Here is a 17597-nt window from a genome sequence, read left to right on the forward strand (position 1 = left end):
CGTTGCTGTGATCCCACGGACCCCGATCGCGCGAAACTTGTCCATCGCCGCCGAAAGCGGGATAGAGTGCGTCCGGATGCGCGCAGGGCCGGGGACGGCTGGTGTTTGAAGGCTTCTACAAGGTGAGATTTCAGCTCGGCGACGGGGTCGGCCGAAGCGTGATGCATGCCGGTAACGGCAAGATGCTCGGTGGCAACTCGGCCTTCGCCCATATCGGCACCTACGCGAAGACCGAAAGCGGCGTCGATATCGTGATCAACACGGTCCGCCACAACCCCGATCCGAACTATCGCGCCATGGCGGGCACGGACGATGCGACCCTGCTGGCCAAGGGCTGGGCCGACGGCGATCTCTATCGCTTCAAGGGCGAGCTCAAGGAGCTGCCCGGCGTACCCTTTCAGTCGTTGATGACGCCGATCACCGAGGACGAGATGCCGATCGCCGGCGGTGTCGGCGAGGCCGGCATCGCCGACGGGCTCTACTCGGTGCATCTGAGCATGCTCGATGGCGTCGACGGCGGTCTCACCGGCGTGATGCTGCTCAACAAGGGCCGCATCCTCGGCGGCGATGCATCGTTCTACTATCTCGGCAGCTACACCGCCGCCAACGGGCGCTGGAAGGGCCAGATCCTCAACCAGGAGCACACGCCGGCCAAGGACGATCCGATCTTCGGCGGCCACGAGGTCGGCATCGGCTTCTCCGGCACTTATGACGCCGAGGAGGCGGTGCTGGAGGCAACGGCGCTCGCCGGCAAGCGTAGCCTTCGCCTGACCGCCGCCCTCAAGCTGATGCACCGCGCCTGATCGCCACGGGAATCGCTGATGCAAACAATTCGCATGCTTTCGACGCTCGGCCTGATGGGCGCGATGCGCAGCCTGTCCTCCGCGTACGAGACCGCGAGCGGCGTCCACATCGACGCCGATTTCGCGCCGACGCTGGCGCTGCTCAAACGGTTGCGCGACGGCGAGCCCGCCGATCTCGTGATCCTCACCCGCGAAGGGCTCGACGAGATGATCGGCGAGGGTCGCGTCGTCGCAGGGAACGCAGCCGATCTGGCGCGCTCCTTCGTCGGCATCGCGGTGCGGTCAGGGCAAGCACATCCCGACATCGCCACCGCATCCGCGCTGCGCAACACGCTGCTGGCGGTGCGGTCCGTGGCCTATTCGCGGCTGGGCGCGAGCGGGGTCTATTTCGCCCGGTTGATCGCGCAGATGGGGATCGCGGCAGAGATCAACGCCAAAGCCACCATCGTCGAGCAGGGCTTTACCGCAGAGCGGCTCGTGAGCGGCGAGGCTGACCTCGCCGTGCAGCAGATCAGCGAACTGAAGCAGGTCGAAGGCATCGAGGTGGTCGGCCCGATTCCGCACGATCTGCAAACGCCGTCCGTGTTCGCCGCCGGCCGGATGGCAAACGCGGAGCACGCCGACGCTGCGGACCAGCTGCTGCGCTATCTGGCATCACCCGAGGTCGTCCCCGTGCTGCGTCAATCGGGACTCGAGCCTTGAATTTTCCGGAGCGACGACGCAACTTGGCGTCCATGCGGACTTTCCTCGTTGCCATCCTTCTCACGCTTGCGGTGCCGTTGTCGGCGCATGCGCAATCGGCCGATCTCGTTCTGTGCGATCGGGTTGCGGCCGATCCCAGCGATCCCGACAAGCCGGCCGACATGAGGGGCGTGACGGAGATTGCGGCCTCCGACGTTGCGACCGCCATCAAGTTCTGCAAGCAGGCCGCGCCGTCGTCGCGGCGCGCGATGTTCGCGCTCGGCCGCGCCTATGCGGCCAATCGGCAGACGGCGGAAGCGATGGCTGCCTGGCGCAAGGCCGCCGACAAGGGATCGAGTGCGGCAATGGTCGAGCTCGGTGTGGCCTACGGCACCGGCTCCGGCGTCGCCAGGGATGAAGCGCAGGCGCGCAAATTGTTCGAGAAGGCGGCGCAGGCCGGCAATCCCCGCGGCATCAGCAATCTCGCCGCGCTCGGCGGCACCGGGGGTGCCGCGCCGGCCGATCCCGCGCAGGCGCGCGCATTGCTCGGCAAGGCCGCCGAGACCAATGCGGAGGCGCAGTACCAGCTCGGCGTGATGCTCTCCGAAGGCACGGGCGGGGCGAAGGACGACGCCGCGGCGCGCGCGCTGTTCGAGAAGGCGGCGGCGCAAAACCATCCCGGCGCGCTGGAGCGGATGGGCGCCTTCGCGCAGGAGGGCCGCGGCGGGCCAAAGGACAAGGACGCCGCGAAATCCTATTACGAGCGCGCCGCAGCGCTCGGCGATGCGGATGCCAAGCAGGCGCTGGAGCGGCTGCGCTGTCCCTATGCGATCAAGGACAAGCAAGGCAAGCTCGTCACCACGCTGTGCTTCTAAAGCGCGACGAACGCGCTTTGGAGTTATTTGTGAGCATAATTGTTTCGAACACCGCTACGCACTTTTCCGGAGCTGCCGTAGCTCACTTGTAGTAGTAGGCGAAATTGTTGCGGGCGTCGCGATAGGTCGTCTCCAGGGAAGGCGCATACTGCGCGACCGCAGGCATTCCACAGCGGACGTGAGCCTTGATCGAGCGCAAGGCCCCCGGCATCCGTACCGGCCTACACTCCGTCTCCAACGACATGGAGATTTGCGATGAGGGTTCGAGGTTGGATGCTGGCGCTGGCCGGCTTGGGAGCGGCAAGCGCCGTGGCCGCGCAGGATCTCAAATCGCCATCGGCGGACCAGTACGTGCCCCGTCTCGGTGACATCATGAGCGCCGCGCAGACCCGCCACCACAAGCTCTGGATGGCCGGCAAGGCGCAGAACTGGGAGCTTGCCGCCTACGAGCTGCGCCAGCTCAAGGCGAACCTGGTCGAAGCGGCCGTATTCTACTCCGGCATTCCCGTCGGCAATGTCACGACGCTGGAGCCGTCGCTGCAATCGATGTCCGACGCCATCGATGCGAAGGACAGCCGCAAATTCGCAAAAGGGCTGGGCGAGCTGACCGAAGGCTGCAACGCCTGCCACCGGTCGCTGAAGCGCAGCTTCGTCGTCATCAAGGTTCCCTCGGATGAGAAGCCCTTCGCCAATCAGCAGTTCGCGCCAACCACAAGGCCTTGAAGGAACGGACCTCGCGGGGAACGGGTTTAAGTGCGAAACCTGACAGGAGGCGCCACCATGATCCGCAAACTCGCATCCGGCGAATATCGGCTCTATTCGCGCAAGGTGAATCCCAAGACCGGCAAGCGCCGCAACCTCGGCACGTTCAAGAGCCGAGCGGCGGCCGAGAAACATGAGCGCGAGGTGCAGTATTTCAAGCGTCACTAGCGCGTGAGAAGCCGTTCGCGACCCGGCCAAAACAAAAAGCTCAAAAACAACCCCATGCACAGTAGCCAAGTGTTTGAAATCACAGCACTGCAAATGGCGTCCAAATCTTCATCTCTCCGGAATTGCCGAAATCGCTTGCGCCGTCGGGCAAAACAGGCGCATGATGGCATCATGGCAGGTTTGGCTTCGCGAATGGCCCTGCGCGAAAAAGCCCGATGGCCTTGATGCGATGGCGGTGCTAGGTAGCACGTGCTTTCCTTCTGATATTCTGGGTCAATTGCGTTGCTGGACGGGCTCTACAAGGTTGAATACGGCGTCAACGATGCCTTCGGCCGCAGCATCATGTGCATGCATGACGGCAAGCTGCTGGGCGGCAATTCGGCCTTCGCGCATCTCGGAAGCTATGTCGAGCGCGACGGCGAGATCATCGCCGAAGTCATCACCGAACGGCACAACGACGATCCCAACTACAAGCCGCTGATGGGGGCTGACGTCGCCTCGATCGGCGCGCGCGGGCGGCTCGTCGGCAACCAGATCCGCCTCGCGGGCAGCGCGGACACGATGCCGGGCGCCGGTTTCTGGGCCAATCTCACGCGGCTCGATGACGATGGGCTGCCGCCGCAGGGGACGATCGGACCGGGCGGGGTCGTGAACGGGCTCTATGCAATTCATCTGCGCGCGCTCGACGGCGTCGATGCCGGACTCTCCGGCGTCATGCTGCTGATGGACGGCCGCATCCTCGGCGGCGATGCTTTCTTCTACTACCTCGGCTCCTATTCCTCAGCTGACGGCCGCTGGAAGGGCGAGATGCTCAACCAGGAGCACACGCCAGCGAAAGGCGAAAACCCCGTGTTCGGCGGCTACGAGGTCGGGATCGGCTTCTCCGGCACCTGCACAGAAGACAGCGGCGAGCTCGAAGGCATTGCGCTCGCTGGCAAGCGTAGCTTGCGGCTGGCAGCATCGCTCAAGCTGATGCGAAGGGCGTAGGCTACCGATCATCTCGTCGCGTGCTAGTCCTGGTTCTCCAATGCAGAGGGTCGCATGATTTGGCTGGATCTCTCGAGCCACTCACGCGTCGTGACCAGATTGACCGCATCGGTGAGGTACATCCCCACTGCGAGGCCACGGTCATAGCTTGCCCAGAAACGCGGAAGAATCTCGATGTTGCGTCCCCCGCGTCCGATGATCCTGACGAGCCCGGCTGATTCAGCGGAGATCATCAAGTTGCGGACATGGGTTCGGGAGACGCCGAAACGGCTGGTGGCCTCGATATAGGGCACGACCGCGCTCGGGTCGCCGGCATCCATTGCAGCCTTGAGCACCGCATTCTGGATGAGCGGCCCGGCGGCATGGCTGAAGAACAGCATCGTGTCCGGCAGCGTCATCATGAGGCGAGCCGCTGCAGGATTGAAGGGCGGAGATTTGCTGCAGTTGAGGACGTAAAAGTCCCGATCGCGCGAAAATATCGGGCCGTAATCGTGACCGGGATACAGCGTGGCAAGGGGCACATAGTGAGCCACCAGCCATTCGATGTGATGCGCGCGCAGCCTGTCCGTGGTTGCCAGCAATCGGACCCGGCCGTCGTCGGGGGCTCTGCGCAATTCGAGAAACCCGACCTCCCGCAACCGCGCGATCAAATGATCCACCTGCCGGTCGCTCGCGTATCCGAACAAGGCAAGTTGCTGTTTGAGGGCGCTGACGGTGAACCAGGTCTCGCGTCGGGAAGGGTCATGGGCGGCTTCGAGGACTGCCGCACAGTGGAAGACAAAGAACCGCCCCGCCTCCAGGAGAAGCCGAACCAGAAATGGTTCGCCCTCGTACACCTTCACGAAGCTTGCCAGATAAGCGTGCCGCGCCTCAGGCAGGCGAGAATGCTGCACGATCTCATCAAGCGTCAATCGCAACCGGCCGCCAACCAAGCGCTCAAGTTCGTCCTGCTCCAAAGCCGCCCCCTGATCCTGACGTGAGGAAAATATAAAAGGGGCGAAGCGATAGGCGCAATGTTTTCCATTCAATCCTGAGTAGAAGCCGCTAGGTTTCTGGCGATTGCTCGGGCACCGGCCGCCCCAAGGAAGTTTAGCTGAGGCGCGGCCGAGCCCGTGCGGCGTCGCAGTATGCAGCGATAGGCCGGCAGCGATCTTCAATGAGTGCGTGTGTTGTTTCCGATAATACAAAATACTACTTAAAATTGTCTTTCATGAGGCGTGCCATTACGGAGTCCTTCAAAATGCCTGATACGAACACAGATTTCCCGCTCGTCCCCGAACTCGCGAACGCGAACAGTCAGCCGCCGGACAGGTCAGCCTATGTCCAGCTTCAAAGCGTGGACCGGCCCTTGGTCATGTGGGCCAATTCCGACAATTCGAGCAAGAGCGCCTATGTCTGCGACGAGCCGAACGAGAATCTATCAAACACCACGGCGATCATCGAGAACTACTGGGACGGCAAGGGGCCGCCGGTCTACCAGCTGGTCTTGCGGCAGTTCTGGCGCCCCGTTGGGAAGTCGTACCATCGGATTCCAGTGGGCAACACCCTGACGATCAGTGTCACGAAGACTCAGGGGGTATCCTCGACAGTCTCACAGTCGATTACCGCATCGCTGGGCATCTCGTACGGCGCACTGAGCGCCGAGGTGTCAGCGACGTTCTCGAAATCCGTGACGACTAGCGACGAAAGCTCGTACACAGAAACGGTCCAGATCAGTCCGCCAGCGGACGGAATGGTTCGGGTGTGGGTGCTGTGGCAGCTGGTGCACGAGATCGTGGCGATCCAGGGCTCGTACGACACCGGCGGCAAGTTCGTTTCCAACGGCAACGTGCTTCCGAAGGGGGACCGGAACTACGCCAATCGCAAGGCTCAAGTCGCGTGGAACGGGCGCGGTCGTTACAGTAGCGGGGCGTGGGTCAACTACGACGATACGTCCTGGTTGTTCCCGTCCGATACGTTCGTGGCCTACCAAAAGGACTTCCCCGCAAGCGGGGCTGTTGGCAGGCTGGCATAGGCTCGGGCGAGTGCGGCTAGGAAGAGTGGCGCATCCGTGACGGAAAGTTCCTGCTTTGCGGTGACAGTGCACTCAATGATCCCAGCCACACTCGTGCGCTCGAAGTGCTGACTGAACCAAAGTGCACTGTCACCGCAATATACTCCTCGGCGGATTGCCGTGGAAAGTTGAGATGCTGAACCCGGTGCAAACGTCGCCGAAAGGCGAGAACCCCTCGTTCGGCGGCTACGAGGTCGGGATCGGCTTCTCCGGCACCTGCACGGAAGACAGCGGCGAACTCGAAGGCATCGCGCTTGCCGGCAAGCGCAGCCTGCGGCTGGCGGCCTCGCTCAAGCTGATGCGGCGGGCGTGAAGGTGCGGGTACACATAAGCTTGCAAGTATCTGCTTTTCACGCGCGAAACACGGCCATGAACATTGGTTCCTGTGGTTTTGACGCTCGCGGGCCGCAGATCCTTCGCCACTCCTCGAAGTGGCGTTTGGGACAAGGGCTCACCTTTTCATTCGCGCGCAACACGTCGGGGGCCGCGTCAAGAGACTCTTCCGCGCGCCTTGTTTGCCGCGGACCACCGCCGCTCGATTTCCTTCACCGCCGCCCGCATGTTGGGCAGATACTTTTTGGCGGCCACCTCCGGCGTCATCGACGACGAGAAGAAAATCAGATTCAGGCTGCCGAGGACGGGGCCGCCCCCCGGAATGGCCAGCGCGATCGCGCTGATGCCCGCCTCCGATCCACCGACGGACGAGGCGTAACCGTCCTTTTTCGTCTGTGAGAGAATGTCCTCGATGAAGCGACGGTCCTTCGCCAAAGCCGCGTCCTCCTCGACGAGTGATGCGGTGAGGTCCAGCATTTCTCGTCGCAGAGCAGGCGCGGAGGCAGCCAAGATGGCTTTCCCAAGCGCGCTGCGCACCAAGGATCTCCTCCGTCCGACCATGGACCGATGAACGGAGAACGGACTGAAGGGATGTGTGCTTTCCCGAATAAGTACCGACCCGAGTTCGAACACTCCGAAGTCGCTTGGCCAGGAGACGCCATCCAGTAGGCCGAACATCGCGGGCAGTGCCGCCTGGCTCGATAGATCCCGTGAAGACACGCCTTCGCTCAAGGTGCGTACTTGGGACGTCAAGCCGAACAAGGCATTCGTCTCGTCAAAGGTCACGTAGCCATCTTCGCGCAGCGTATCGAGCAGACGATAGCAGGTGGTACGGTTGAGTCCTGTCCGCTTTGCGAGTTGTACGACGTTGGATGGGCCGCTTGCATTGAGCTCGTTGATCAGCGCCAAGCCACGGGAAAGTGCCCTTACGCTGCGGTGCATGATCCCTCCAGACGTGTTCGCACTGCGAACATTTCATAGACTCAGATGGAATCCTAGTTCAATCGGCGGCAATCCATCCCGGCACGCCCAAAAGGGCGGCGACGGGAGGAAACGATGGTTCGTTCAAGCTTTTATTTGTCTGCGGCCGTGTGCTTGGCTCTCGCGGCGCCGGTCGCGGCGCAGACCGCCGGCGGCCCCCCGAATCTCAGCGGTGGCAAGGTCAAGGTCGGTGTCCTGACTGACATCGCCGGCCCCACGGCCATGGCGAACGGCAAGGGTTCGGTGATCGCGGCTGAAATGGCCGCCGAGGACTTCGGCGCCGGCCTCAACGTCGAGGTGATCTCGGCCGACCACCAGGGCAAGCCGGACGTCGGATCGCAGATCGCCGGACGCTGGTTCGACGTCGAAGGCGTGGACGCGATCGCCGACATGCAGGGATCCCCGATCGGCTTCGCCGTGCAGAACATGGCGGCGCAGAAGAGCAAAATCATGCTGTTGTCCGGTTCGACCTCCTCGGACTTCAACGGCAAGGCCTGCTCGCCGCTAACGGTCCAGTGGACGGTTGACACCTACAATCTCGCGAAAGGCGCCGCCAAGTCCGTGGTCGAGGCCGGCGGAACGAAATGGTACTTCCTCACAGTCGATCAGGCGTACGGCAATGCCCTGACGCGCGATACGTCTGAGCAAGTCAAGCTCAATGGCGGGCAGGTGGTCGGCAACTCGGTGTTCCCGCCGAACACGTCCGACTTCGCTTCGTTCCTACTCACCGCGTCCAATGCCGGCGCCAACGTGATCGCGATCGCGGCGTCGAGCGGCGATACGGTGACCGCGCTGAAGCAGGCGGACGAATTCGGTCTGAGCTCAACGGCCAAGATCGTTCCGCTTCAATCGGTGCTGACGGACGTCTACGCGGTAGGTCAGAAGATCGCGCACGATGCCTACGAAGTGTCGCCGTTCTACTGGGACCGGACGCCCGAAACGCGCGCCTGGGCCGAACGCTTCTTCGCCAAAGCCAAGATCATGCCGACCGGATTCCACGCGGGCGTCTACTCCTCGGTCGCGCACTACCTGAAGGCCGTCAAGGCCACGGGTACCGACGACGCCCCGACGGTCATGAAGCAGATGGAGAAGGAACACGTGCACGACTTCTTCGCGGCCGACGGCTACATCCGTGCCGACCGCAAGATGATCCACGACATGTACCTGCTCCGGGTCAAGAAGCCCGGTGAAAACAAGGGTGCCTGGGATCTCTACAACGTCATTCAGACGCTGCCCGGGGAGTCCGTCAACCGCCCGCTATCCGAAAGTCCGTGCCCGCTGGTGAAGAAGTAGCCGCCAGCCATCGATCGACCATCCAACTCGGCGCAAGGAATCCGAACATGTCAGTCGCCATCGTCTGCGCTTCTCACACGCCTCTGATGTACAAGGGACCGGCCAGCAACGAAACCGAGCAACGCGTCCGAACCGCGTTTGGACGGCTCGGGACCTTCGTGAAGGAGTTCGCACCCGACTACATCATCCAGTTCGCTCCCGATCACTTCAACGGCTTCTTCTACGACCTGATGCCCTCGTTCTGTGTCGGTGCCGGCGCAGTCTCCCTGGGCGACTGGGGAGGCGGGACGGGACCGCTGGATGTTCCGGAGAAGACGGCGCTCGAGCTCATCGACCATGTGCGAGCCGAGGATTTCGACGTGGCGGTTTCGTATCGCATGCCGGTCGATCACGGCTTCGTCCAGCTGTGGGAGGCGATGCTCGGTGACTTCAAGTCGATCCCGATCCTGCCGATCTTCGTCAACGCCGCTGCGCCGCCCGTTCCGACCTACCGCCGTGCCCGGCAAATCGGTGAATCGGTAGGGCGGTTCGCTGCGCGTTCCGGCAAGCGAGTCTTGTTTGCCGCGTCGGGGGGCCTCTCGCACGATCCGCCGCTGCCATCGATCAAGGACGCGCCGCCGGAGATCCGGGAGCGGCTGATCAATGGGCGAAATCCGACCGCGGAAGCCAAGGAAGCCCGCGAGAAGCGGGTGCTCGAGGCGGGCGTTCTCGCAGAAGCGGGAGAGGGGCCGTGCCAGCCGCTCAATCCGGATTGGGATGCGCAGTTCATGGAGATCCTGCGCAGCGGCCAGATCTGGCGTGCCGACGCGCTCGACACCGACAAGGTCCGCGAAGTTGCGGGACGCGGTGCCAACGAGGTGCTCGCATGGGTCGCCGCCTTCGGCGCCTTCTCGACCGGCGGCCGCTTCAAGATGGAGCAGGAATTCTACGAGGCCATTCCGGGCTGGATTGCCGGCATGGCGATGATGGCGGCCAAACAGGCTGAAAGCGCTCACTGATCACGAAAACACCGCGCGAATGCGGAAGCATCGCGGAGCAGGCAAATGGCATACGAAACAGACGTGCTCATCATCGGCGCCGGGCCAACGGGCTCGACGACCGCTCTGGCGCTCGCGAACTGCGGCGTTCGCAGTCACATCGTCTCACGCGGCAACTGGATGGCCGACAGTCCGCGAGCCCACATCACCAACCAGCGGGCCAACGAGGTCTTCCGCGATCTCGGGATTGCGGACGACGTGGCGCGGTACGCGAGCCCCTGGGAACTGATGGGCGACACGACCTTCACGACTAGCCTGGCCGGCTCCGAGTTGATCCGGATGCGGACGTGGGGAACTGGCGACGATCGCCGCGGCGACTACCTGCGTGCCAGTCCGTGCGGAATGGTCGATATCATCCAACCGCTGCTCGAGCCCATCCTGTTCCAGAAGGCGGCCGAGAAGGGTGCGACCTTCGCATTCAACACCGAGTATGTCCGTCATGAGCAGGATGCGGACGGCGTAACGGCGACGCTGCGAGATCGCCTGGATGGGCGTGAGTACACCATTCGCGCACGCTACATGGTCGGCGCCGACGGCGCTCGATCCATGGTGGTCGACCATCTCGGGCTTCCGATCGAAGGCCAGATGGCGCGCGCCGGCACTGTCTACACCATCTTCAACGCAGATCTGTCCAGGTACAGCAAACATCGGCCGAGCATCCTGAACTGGATCGTCACTCCGGACGCGAGCTTCGGGGAGATTGGCATGGGGCTGCTGCGGGCGGTGCATCCGTGGACGCAGTGGATCGCCGGTTGGGGCTTCGATATCAGCAAGGGCGAGCCGGACCTTGCGCCGGAAGCGATCATTCCGAAGATCAAGGTGCTGATCGGCGACCCTTCGGTCGACATCGACATCGTGAGAACCTCGATCTGGTACGTCAACCAGGCCTACGTGACCCAGTATTCGAAGGGTAGGGTGCTCTGCGGCGGCGACGCGGTCCACCGGCATCCGCCGTCGAGCGGGCTCGGCAACAACACATGCGTACAGGACAGTCACAACCTCGGTTGGAAGCTTGCGTACGCCGTGAAGGGTTGGGCCGGTCCGAAGCTTCTGGAAAGCTACTCGCAGGAGCGGGCGCCGGTTGGAAAGCAGATCGTGCTGCGCGCCAACCAGTCCCGGCTCGACTATGCCCCGCTGAACGCATGCTTCCGCGTGCCGGGCGCCGAGAATCCGGTCGCCGCCGGCATCGCGCGTTTTCGCGATCCGGGCCCGGATGGCGTCGCGGCCCGGAAGGCGGCGCAGGCCGCGCTTGATCTCAAGCAGACGGAATTCAATGCCCAGGGTACCGAGATGAACCAGCGGTACCAATCCTCGGCCGTGATTCCCGACGTCGGCGGCGAGCCAGAGCAATGGCGGCGAGATCGCGGCCTCTACAATCAGCCAACGTCGCGCCCGGGTGCCAAGATCCCGCATGCGTGGCTCGTCGATCGCGACGGCTTGCGGGTGTCGACCCTCGACGTGACGGGTAAGGGCCTCTTTACCGTCGTGACGGGCCTCGCCGGCGTCGCATGGAAGGAAGCGGCACTGCGCCTTGACCTCCCGTTTCTCCGGGTCGTCGTGACGGGCTCGCCCGAAGCGCAGGACCTCTATTGCGAGTGGCAGCGCATTCGCGAGATCGAGGAAGCTGGAGTTCTTCTTGTTCGCCCCGATGGTGTGGTCGCCTGGCGCGACATGGAGGGGACTTCGGACCCCGGAGAAGCCGTGGACCGGCTGAGCGCTGCGATACGGAGAGTCCTCGATGTTTCGGACCTTTCGGCGATCCCGCGCGAGAAGCCGCAGCCGCCATCAAAGCCCAGCGGCACCCCGCTCTTCGCCTGACACACAAACCAACGAGATCGAGTCATGAGCGATACAAGACCAGCGAACTTCTCCAGCGTCTGGGCCGACCTGCGGGGCGTGTCCTTCAAGCAGCACTACATCGACGCCGGCGGAATCCGGACCCGCTGCATCGAGTCGGGCGACCCGTCCAAGCCGCTCGTCCTGGCGCTGCACGGCGTCGGGGGCCATGCAGAGGCATATTCGAGGAATTTTGGCCCTCATGCCGATAGCTTCTGGTTCGTTGCCATTGACATGCTGGGACACGGTTGGACCGACAAGCCCGCGATCGACTACCAGGTCAAGGACTACGCCGGCCACGTGCTCGCCGTCCTCAAGACCCTCGGTAGGGACAAGGCGATGATCAGCGGTGAATCGCTGGGTGGATGGGTCGCGACCTATCTCGCCGTACATCGTCCCGCCGTGGTGGAGAAACTGGTCCTCAACACCGCCGGCGGTTGGACCGCGCACCCGCAGGTGATGGAACGACTGAAGAAGCTGTCGAACGAGGCTGCTTCCGATCCCTCATGGGAGCGGATCAAGACGCGCCTCGAATTCCTGATGTGCGACAAGAGCATGGTCTCGGACGACCTGATCGAGACCCGTCGTGCGATCTACGCGCAGCCGGGATTCGCCGACACGATGAAGCGGATCATGTGTCTGCAGGACATGGAAATTCGTCGGCCCAACATGATCACCGCCGACCAGTACCGGTCGATCAAGGCTCCGACCATGGTCGTGTGGACCTCGCATGATCCGACCGCCACGCCCGAGGAAGGCAAGCAGATCGCGGACATGATTCCGGGCTCGAAATTCGTCGTCATGAACCGCTGCGGCCACTGGCCTCAGTTCGAGGACGCGGAGCAGTTCAATCGCCTCCACATCGAATTCCTCCGGACCGGCAAGTAAGGATCGTTTAGATGAACCAGCAAACCAAGTATGGCGAGCTCGCCGCCCGGATCCGCGCAGCCTACGCCGGCACCCCGATCGCGCCCATCCGGACGCAACTCGCGGAACTCGATGTCGATGCGGCCTACGCCATCCAGCAGGAGAACACCGCCCACTGGGAGAAGGAGGGCCGGCGCGTGGTCGGAAGCAAGATCGGGCTGACCTCGCGCGCGGTCCAGAAGCAGCTCGGCGTCGATCGCCCGGACTTCGGCGTCCTCTTCGCCGACATGATCGTGGGAGAAGACGAGCCCGTCGCCGCGGGGCGCGTCCTGCAGCCGAAGATCGAGGCGGAAGTAGCCTTCCTTCTCGACCGCGACGTCGAGGTCGAAACGCCGACCGTGGCCGACGTCGTGCGGGCAGTGGCCTATGCGATGCCCGCGCTCGAGATCGTCGGCAGCCGTATCACCAAGTGGGATATCGGAATCGTCGATACCGTCGCCGACAACGCCTCGTCGGGGCTCTTCGTTCTGGGAGGACCCGTCCGGCGGCTGGATGGCTTGGACCTCCGCGCCCTCCAGATGCAGATGACGAGGAAGGACGAAGTGGTCTCCAAGGGGACGGGGGCCGCCTGCCTCGGCAACCCGCTCAACGCGATGGCCTGGCTCGCCGGCGAATTGGCCCGTCGCAAGCGGCCACTGCGCGCCGGCGACGTCGTTCTCTCCGGAGCGCTGGGGCCGATGGTGCCCGTGAATCCGGGCGACGCATTCGAGGCCAACATCGCCGGGCTCGGGACCGTTTCGGCGCGATTCGCCTAGCCACACGAGCCGTATGCGTCGTGAACTCCTCGGGTGGCAGCGGTGCCGTCGGAAACGATCAAGCAGCGCTATCGAAGTGATGCCGCTCGGCGCACAAGTTCGATTGGACTCCGTCGCGGGACGGACGCTTCGATGTCGTCACGGCGCCGGGCAAGCCGCTCCGGTCTTCACCCACGCCTCCACCAGCGCGCCGGCCTGCGCTTGCGTGCCCGGCACGGGCGAGCGGCCGAAGCCGGGCTTCCAGGCCCAGCCGACGAGGGTGTCCTTGCCGATATGGTCGATCAGGTCTTCCACCTTGCGCCCGCCGTTGCGCGCGGGATCCCTGATCTGCTCGCAGATCTCGCCGACGGTCTTGCCCTCCCAAGCCATCTCGCGCGGGGCGAGATGCCATTCGGGATGGCCGGGCATGCGGCCGGGCTCGAAATTGGCCTTCTGGTGGCAGCTGTTGCAGCGCATCGCCTCGAGCCCATGGCCGTCAGCGCCGCGCGTGACCGGCGGCTGATGCAGGCGGGCATTGTCGCCCTGGTGCGGCCTGTCGCCGGCCGGATGACAATTGGTGCAGCGCGGATGCGTCAGCACCTTGCCGAACTCGGTGAAGATTGCGGCCGAACGCTTCTCTGCGTCGCCGATCGAGGCAAAGCTCTCGGGCGAGGCGAGGGCATGGCTTGCCGTCTCCGACGCCCCGTAGCCCGCACCGAGACTGCCGGCGAGGGCGGCGACCACGGCAATCACCTTGAACCTCACGTCGGAGATCATGATGCGTGTCACTTGGTGGCCATGAGGTAGCGCTTCGAGTCGGCGAGGATCACGTCGCGCACCGCCTCGTGATATTTGATGTAGCCGGTGCAACGACAGAGATGACCGTCGAGCGCATCCGCGATGGTCTGCTCCAGCGCCTCGCGCTCGACCGGTGTCCGTGACAGGCGCTCCAGCAAGACCTGGCCCTCATTGAGGAAGCCGGCGGTGCAATAGCCGCACTGAAAGGCGAAATGCGCGATGAAGGCCTTTTGCAGGGTCGAGAGCTCGCCGTCCCTGGCGTGGCCCTCGACGGTGCGGATCGACTTGCCGTCGAAATTCACGGCGGGCGCGACGCAGGTCGGGCTGGTGGTGCTGGTGCCGTCCGGCGCGTCGACGATGACGGCGCAGCTCAGGCATTGCGCGGCGCCGCAGCCGAACTTGGTGCCCGTCATGCCCAGCATCTCGCGCAGAAAATCATTCATCGAGAGATCGTCGCGGACGTCCATCGGACCGTGCTTCTGGCCGTTGATGGTGAGGCTGAGGGTCGTCACGCGAGCACTCCCTTCAATAGGCTTGCGGTGACCGGCAGCGCACGGAAGCGATGGCCGGTGGCGTCGTGGATGGCGTTGATCAGCGCCGGCACGATCGGGATCATCACGACCTCCGCCATGCCCTTCGGCGCTTCGTCCGATACCAGCGGCTTCAGCATCTCGATCTCGAGATCGCGGAGCGGCAGGTCGGAGCCGCGTGCGACCAGATAGCGCCCGAGATTCCATTCGCCGTTGCCCGGCCCGCCCTCGAACGGGGGCAGGGTTTCGAGCAACGCGTAGCCGACGCCCATGGCGAAGCCGCCCTGGGCCTGGCCCATCACGACTTCCGGCACCAGCGCGGTGCCGCATTCGAAAACGCTATAGGCCTTGGCGATGCGAAGCGCGCCGGTTGCGCGCTCGATCTCGACGCGGACGACCGTGCCGCACATCGAGGTGTAGGCGGTGCCGATCCGGTTGTTGTCGGTCGGCGGAAACTTGACGCTGGTGCGGTTGATCCGCTCGAACTTGCCGTTGCCTTTGCGGATCGCCAGTGCGTCGATATCGGCGCGGTACTGCTCGCCGGACAGCGGGAAGCGTGCCCGCGACCACGCCCAGCGCGAGAAGCTGTGCGCAACCGCACCGGTGACGAAGCCGCGCGAATGAGCCGTTGCCGCGAGCGCAGGGAGGCCGAGCGGTTCGAGGCCGGGCATGGTGAGCTGGCCTTTCTGCCAGCTTGCGGCGGCCCATTGTCCCGCGCGCGGATCGGTCTTTGCGATGCGCCACAGCTCAAGCGCCGCGGGCCACAGGCCGAAGCGGAAAATGACGCGCGCGGCCTCCGCGGCGGAATGGGTGCCGACATGCGCGCCGATCGAGGAGCTTGTCGGCGAGCTGATCGCGGGCACCCAGCGCGGATTTTTCTCCGCGGCATCCTGGGTCTTCTGGTCCATTGTGGAGGGATCGCCCGACGTGACCAGCCCGAGCACGTCATAGCTGTCGACGCGGGCGACCGAGACCTCGTCGGCGATGGCGCCAAGATGGCCGGCGACGCGGTTGGCCAGCGCCGTCCCGATGCCGTTGCCCATCTCGACATGATCGCAAAAGATCACGATCCTGCCGTCGGGGGCAAGCTCGACACGGCCGAGCGAGCCGTCCGCGCCGGAGCCATAGTCCTTCGTCACGCAGGCAACGCCGGTGCCGACCAGCCGATCCGACGAGGTCTGCTTGAACTGCGCCCGCTGCTGCCAGATCGGGTGCTTCTCGAGCTTGTCGAGGATTTCGGGCGTCCGCACCGAGACGATGTAGGGATTGCCGGTCATGGTCCGGCCGTTCTGCGGCAGCGCATTGCGCCGCCGGAATTCGATCGGATCGCGCTTGAGCTCGGACGCGGCTTCGTCGATCAGGACTTCCAGCGCCGTCATGGCTTGCAGGATGCCATAGCCGCGCATCGAGCCTGCGCTCACGCCGCGCGAGTGCACCGCGACGGTCCTGACGTCGACCTTCGGAATGTCGTAGATGCCGATCGCGCCGGTGGCCGCGACGACGGCGACGCTGGCCGAGAAATGGGCGAGCCCGCCGCCGTCGAGCACGTGATCGGCGGCGAACGCCTTGATCTTGCCGGTCGCGCGATCGATGCCGATGCGCGAGCGCATCTTGATCGAATGGCGCTTGATGCCGGCCTGAAACTGCTGGTAGCGGTCATGCGCCAGCCGCACCGGCTTGCCGGGAAAGCAGATCGCCGCGAGCGCCACATAGAGAATGAAAGGCGTGTGATCGCGGCCACCAAAGCCGCCGCCGACATGGGCGAACTGCGCGTTGATGTGCGTTGGCTTGTAGGGCGCCCGGGCCTTGGCCAAGAGATGCGCGATCGACTCCGCCGCCTCGTAGGGCGACTGTACGCCAAGCAGCAGTTCGAGATTGCCGCCCTTGCCGTCGTACCAGGCGAGCCCGCATTCGGGCTCCAGGAACATCGGGTCGACCGATTGCGTCTCGAACTCGCGGTCGAGCACCAGCATGGATGTGTCATCCGCTGCAAGCTCGGCACGGATCTGCTCGCCATATTTCGCCGCCTTGGCGTAATCCGCCGGCATCTCCTTCGCGAGCGGCGACCACACCGGCAGCGCCGCGCTCTGCACCTTCTTGGGCGAGACCCAGCCGGCCTGGAGCGGCGAATAGACATCCGGTTTGTCAGGCGAGGGACCTGCCACGCGGGTGAAGCGGAAGGCCCCGTAATCCGGGACGACGACTGGCCCGGTCTCCTCGCCGAATTGGACGAACGTGCCATCGCGCAACACAAGACGCGCCTGGTCGAAGGCGTCGAACTTCTCGAAGATCAAAAGCGCGACCGGCTGGCCCAGATAGAGCGGCGTCTTGCCAATCTGACAGAACAGGTCGCCCGCATAGAATTCCGGCACCTGCGTCCCGATCCGGTCGAGATCGGCGGCAGTCACCACCATCGACGGCTTGAGCGCGCCGCCGAGGCGGGCGAGGTCCAGCCCGGTATAGACATGCGTGGCGTCGTTGGCGCGCACCAGGATCGCGTGCGAGGTGGTCTGCGGCCAACCCGCCAGATCGTTCGCGCGGAAGTCGGAAGCGTAGAGCTTTGCGCCGGTGACCTTGGCGATGCCGTCGACACGGCCGGCGCCATTTGTCGCGGGATTGAACTTGCCGCGTCCGGGTAGCGTCTCGTGGGCTGCGAAGGGAACGCCCGCTGCTGATGCCAGATGTGACAGGCTGACCGAGATGCCTCCCGCAGACAGCCACTTCACGAACTCGCGTCGCGAAGGCCCCATGATCATATCCTTGTACAGCATTTCGAGAACATCGGGATGCGGCCAGCAT

At 64.1% G+C, this 17597-nt stretch carries 18 protein-coding genes and 1 pseudogene; 13 read left to right on the forward strand and 6 right to left on the reverse strand.

Annotated features, from left to right (window positions below):
* The first annotated feature begins 101 nt into the window (after nt 1-101).
* From BRA471DRAFT_RS17510 to BRA471DRAFT_RS17520, 3 genes are read left to right on the forward strand one after another with little or no spacing between them, the layout of a single operon-like run.
* Nucleotides 102-803: a GrlR family regulatory protein gene (locus BRA471DRAFT_RS17510; RefSeq protein WP_007609478.1), complete on the forward strand. Its 702-nt coding sequence runs from the start codon at nt 102-104 to the stop codon at nt 801-803.
* 18 nt (nt 804-821) lie between these two features.
* Nucleotides 822-1505 (forward strand): substrate-binding domain-containing protein, encoded by a 684-nt coding sequence (locus BRA471DRAFT_RS17515; protein ID WP_007609479.1) that lies wholly within the window; start codon nt 822-824, stop codon nt 1503-1505.
* 32 nt (nt 1506-1537) lie between these two features.
* Nucleotides 1538-2359, forward strand: coding sequence for a tetratricopeptide repeat protein (locus BRA471DRAFT_RS17520; protein ID WP_007609480.1), 822 nt, complete (start codon nt 1538-1540; stop codon nt 2357-2359).
* Nucleotides 2360-2441: 82 nt separating this feature from the next.
* Here the strand turns inward: BRA471DRAFT_RS17520 and BRA471DRAFT_RS39990 are convergent, their stop codons facing one another.
* The gene (locus BRA471DRAFT_RS39990; RefSeq protein WP_007609481.1) at nt 2442-2570 is read right to left on the reverse strand and encodes a hypothetical protein; all 129 of its coding nucleotides are present in this window, start codon (nt 2568-2570) and stop codon (nt 2442-2444) included.
* 44 nt (nt 2571-2614) lie between these two features.
* Here BRA471DRAFT_RS39990 and BRA471DRAFT_RS17525 point away from each other — a divergent pair, with 44 nt between their 5' ends.
* From BRA471DRAFT_RS17525 to BRA471DRAFT_RS17530, 3 genes are all read left to right on the forward strand, one after another.
* Complete coding sequence (locus BRA471DRAFT_RS17525; protein ID WP_007609482.1) at nt 2615-3082, forward strand: hypothetical protein; 468 nt, start codon at nt 2615-2617, stop codon at nt 3080-3082.
* 57 nt (nt 3083-3139) lie between these two features.
* Entirely contained in the window at nt 3140-3289 is a 150-nt protein-coding gene (locus tag BRA471DRAFT_RS37495) for a hypothetical protein (RefSeq protein WP_007609497.1), read from the forward strand.
* A gap of 282 nt (nt 3290-3571) precedes the next feature.
* Nucleotides 3572-4276: a GrlR family regulatory protein gene (locus BRA471DRAFT_RS17530; RefSeq protein WP_007609499.1), complete on the forward strand. Its 705-nt coding sequence runs from the start codon at nt 3572-3574 to the stop codon at nt 4274-4276.
* 23 nt (nt 4277-4299) lie between these two features.
* Here the strand turns inward: BRA471DRAFT_RS17530 and BRA471DRAFT_RS17535 are convergent, their stop codons facing one another.
* A complete protein-coding gene (locus BRA471DRAFT_RS17535) occupies nt 4300-5232 on the reverse strand; it encodes a hypothetical protein (RefSeq protein ID WP_007609500.1) in 933 nt (310 codons plus the stop codon).
* 284 nt (nt 5233-5516) lie between these two features.
* Here BRA471DRAFT_RS17535 and BRA471DRAFT_RS17540 point away from each other — a divergent pair, with 284 nt between their 5' ends.
* Both BRA471DRAFT_RS17540 and BRA471DRAFT_RS17545 read left to right on the forward strand, forming a co-directional pair.
* On the forward strand, nt 5517-6290 hold the full coding sequence (locus tag BRA471DRAFT_RS17540; protein WP_007609501.1) for a hypothetical protein: 774 nt from the start codon (nt 5517-5519) through the stop codon (nt 6288-6290).
* Nucleotides 6291-6450: 160 nt separating this feature from the next.
* Nucleotides 6451-6642: pseudogene (locus tag BRA471DRAFT_RS17545) on the forward strand (GrlR family regulatory protein); the annotation flags it as partial.
* Between the two features lie 176 nt (nt 6643-6818).
* Here the strand turns inward: BRA471DRAFT_RS17545 and BRA471DRAFT_RS17550 are convergent.
* Nucleotides 6819-7604: an IclR family transcriptional regulator C-terminal domain-containing protein gene (locus tag BRA471DRAFT_RS17550; protein ID WP_007609502.1), complete on the reverse strand. Its 786-nt coding sequence runs from the start codon at nt 7602-7604 to the stop codon at nt 6819-6821.
* 114 nt (nt 7605-7718) lie between these two features.
* Between BRA471DRAFT_RS17550 and BRA471DRAFT_RS17555 the strand changes: the two genes are divergently transcribed.
* The 5 genes from BRA471DRAFT_RS17555 to mhpD are packed head-to-tail and all read left to right on the forward strand — an operon-like array spanning nt 7719 to nt 13491.
* Nucleotides 7719-8936 carry an ABC transporter substrate-binding protein gene (locus tag BRA471DRAFT_RS17555; RefSeq protein WP_007609503.1) on the forward strand — a complete coding sequence of 406 codons (1218 nt, stop codon included), beginning with the start codon at nt 7719-7721 and terminating at the stop codon, nt 8934-8936.
* Nucleotides 8937-8983: 47 nt separating this feature from the next.
* Entirely contained in the window at nt 8984-9934 is a 951-nt protein-coding gene (locus BRA471DRAFT_RS17560; RefSeq protein WP_007609504.1) for a 3-carboxyethylcatechol 2,3-dioxygenase, read from the forward strand.
* A gap of 45 nt (nt 9935-9979) precedes the next feature.
* The gene (locus BRA471DRAFT_RS17565; protein ID WP_007609505.1) at nt 9980-11791 is read left to right on the forward strand and encodes an FAD-dependent monooxygenase; all 1812 of its coding nucleotides are present in this window, start codon (nt 9980-9982) and stop codon (nt 11789-11791) included.
* Nucleotides 11792-11815: 24 nt separating this feature from the next.
* Entirely contained in the window at nt 11816-12697 is an 882-nt protein-coding gene (locus BRA471DRAFT_RS17570) for an alpha/beta fold hydrolase (protein ID WP_007609506.1), read from the forward strand.
* 11 nt (nt 12698-12708) lie between these two features.
* On the forward strand, nt 12709-13491 hold the full coding sequence (gene mhpD / locus BRA471DRAFT_RS17575; protein ID WP_007609508.1) for a 2-keto-4-pentenoate hydratase: 783 nt from the start codon (nt 12709-12711) through the stop codon (nt 13489-13491).
* Nucleotides 13492-13629: 138 nt separating this feature from the next.
* Here the strand turns inward: mhpD and BRA471DRAFT_RS17580 are convergent, their stop codons facing one another.
* The 3 genes from BRA471DRAFT_RS17580 to BRA471DRAFT_RS17590 are packed head-to-tail and all read right to left on the reverse strand — an operon-like array spanning nt 13630 to nt 17548.
* Entirely contained in the window at nt 13630-14247 is a 618-nt protein-coding gene (locus BRA471DRAFT_RS17580; RefSeq protein ID WP_007609510.1) for a hypothetical protein, read from the reverse strand.
* A gap of 8 nt (nt 14248-14255) precedes the next feature.
* Nucleotides 14256-14780, reverse strand: coding sequence for a (2Fe-2S)-binding protein (locus BRA471DRAFT_RS17585; RefSeq protein ID WP_007609515.1), 525 nt, complete (start codon nt 14778-14780; stop codon nt 14256-14258).
* Nucleotides 14777-17548: a xanthine dehydrogenase family protein molybdopterin-binding subunit gene (locus BRA471DRAFT_RS17590; protein ID WP_007609517.1), complete on the reverse strand. Its 2772-nt coding sequence runs from the start codon at nt 17546-17548 to the stop codon at nt 14777-14779. The genes BRA471DRAFT_RS17585 and BRA471DRAFT_RS17590 overlap by 4 nt, the downstream gene beginning before the upstream one ends.
* Nucleotides 17549-17597 lie beyond the last annotated feature (49 nt).

The organism is Bradyrhizobium sp. WSM471 (assembly GCF_000244915.1).
GTDB lineage: Bacteria > Pseudomonadota > Alphaproteobacteria > Rhizobiales > Xanthobacteraceae > Bradyrhizobium.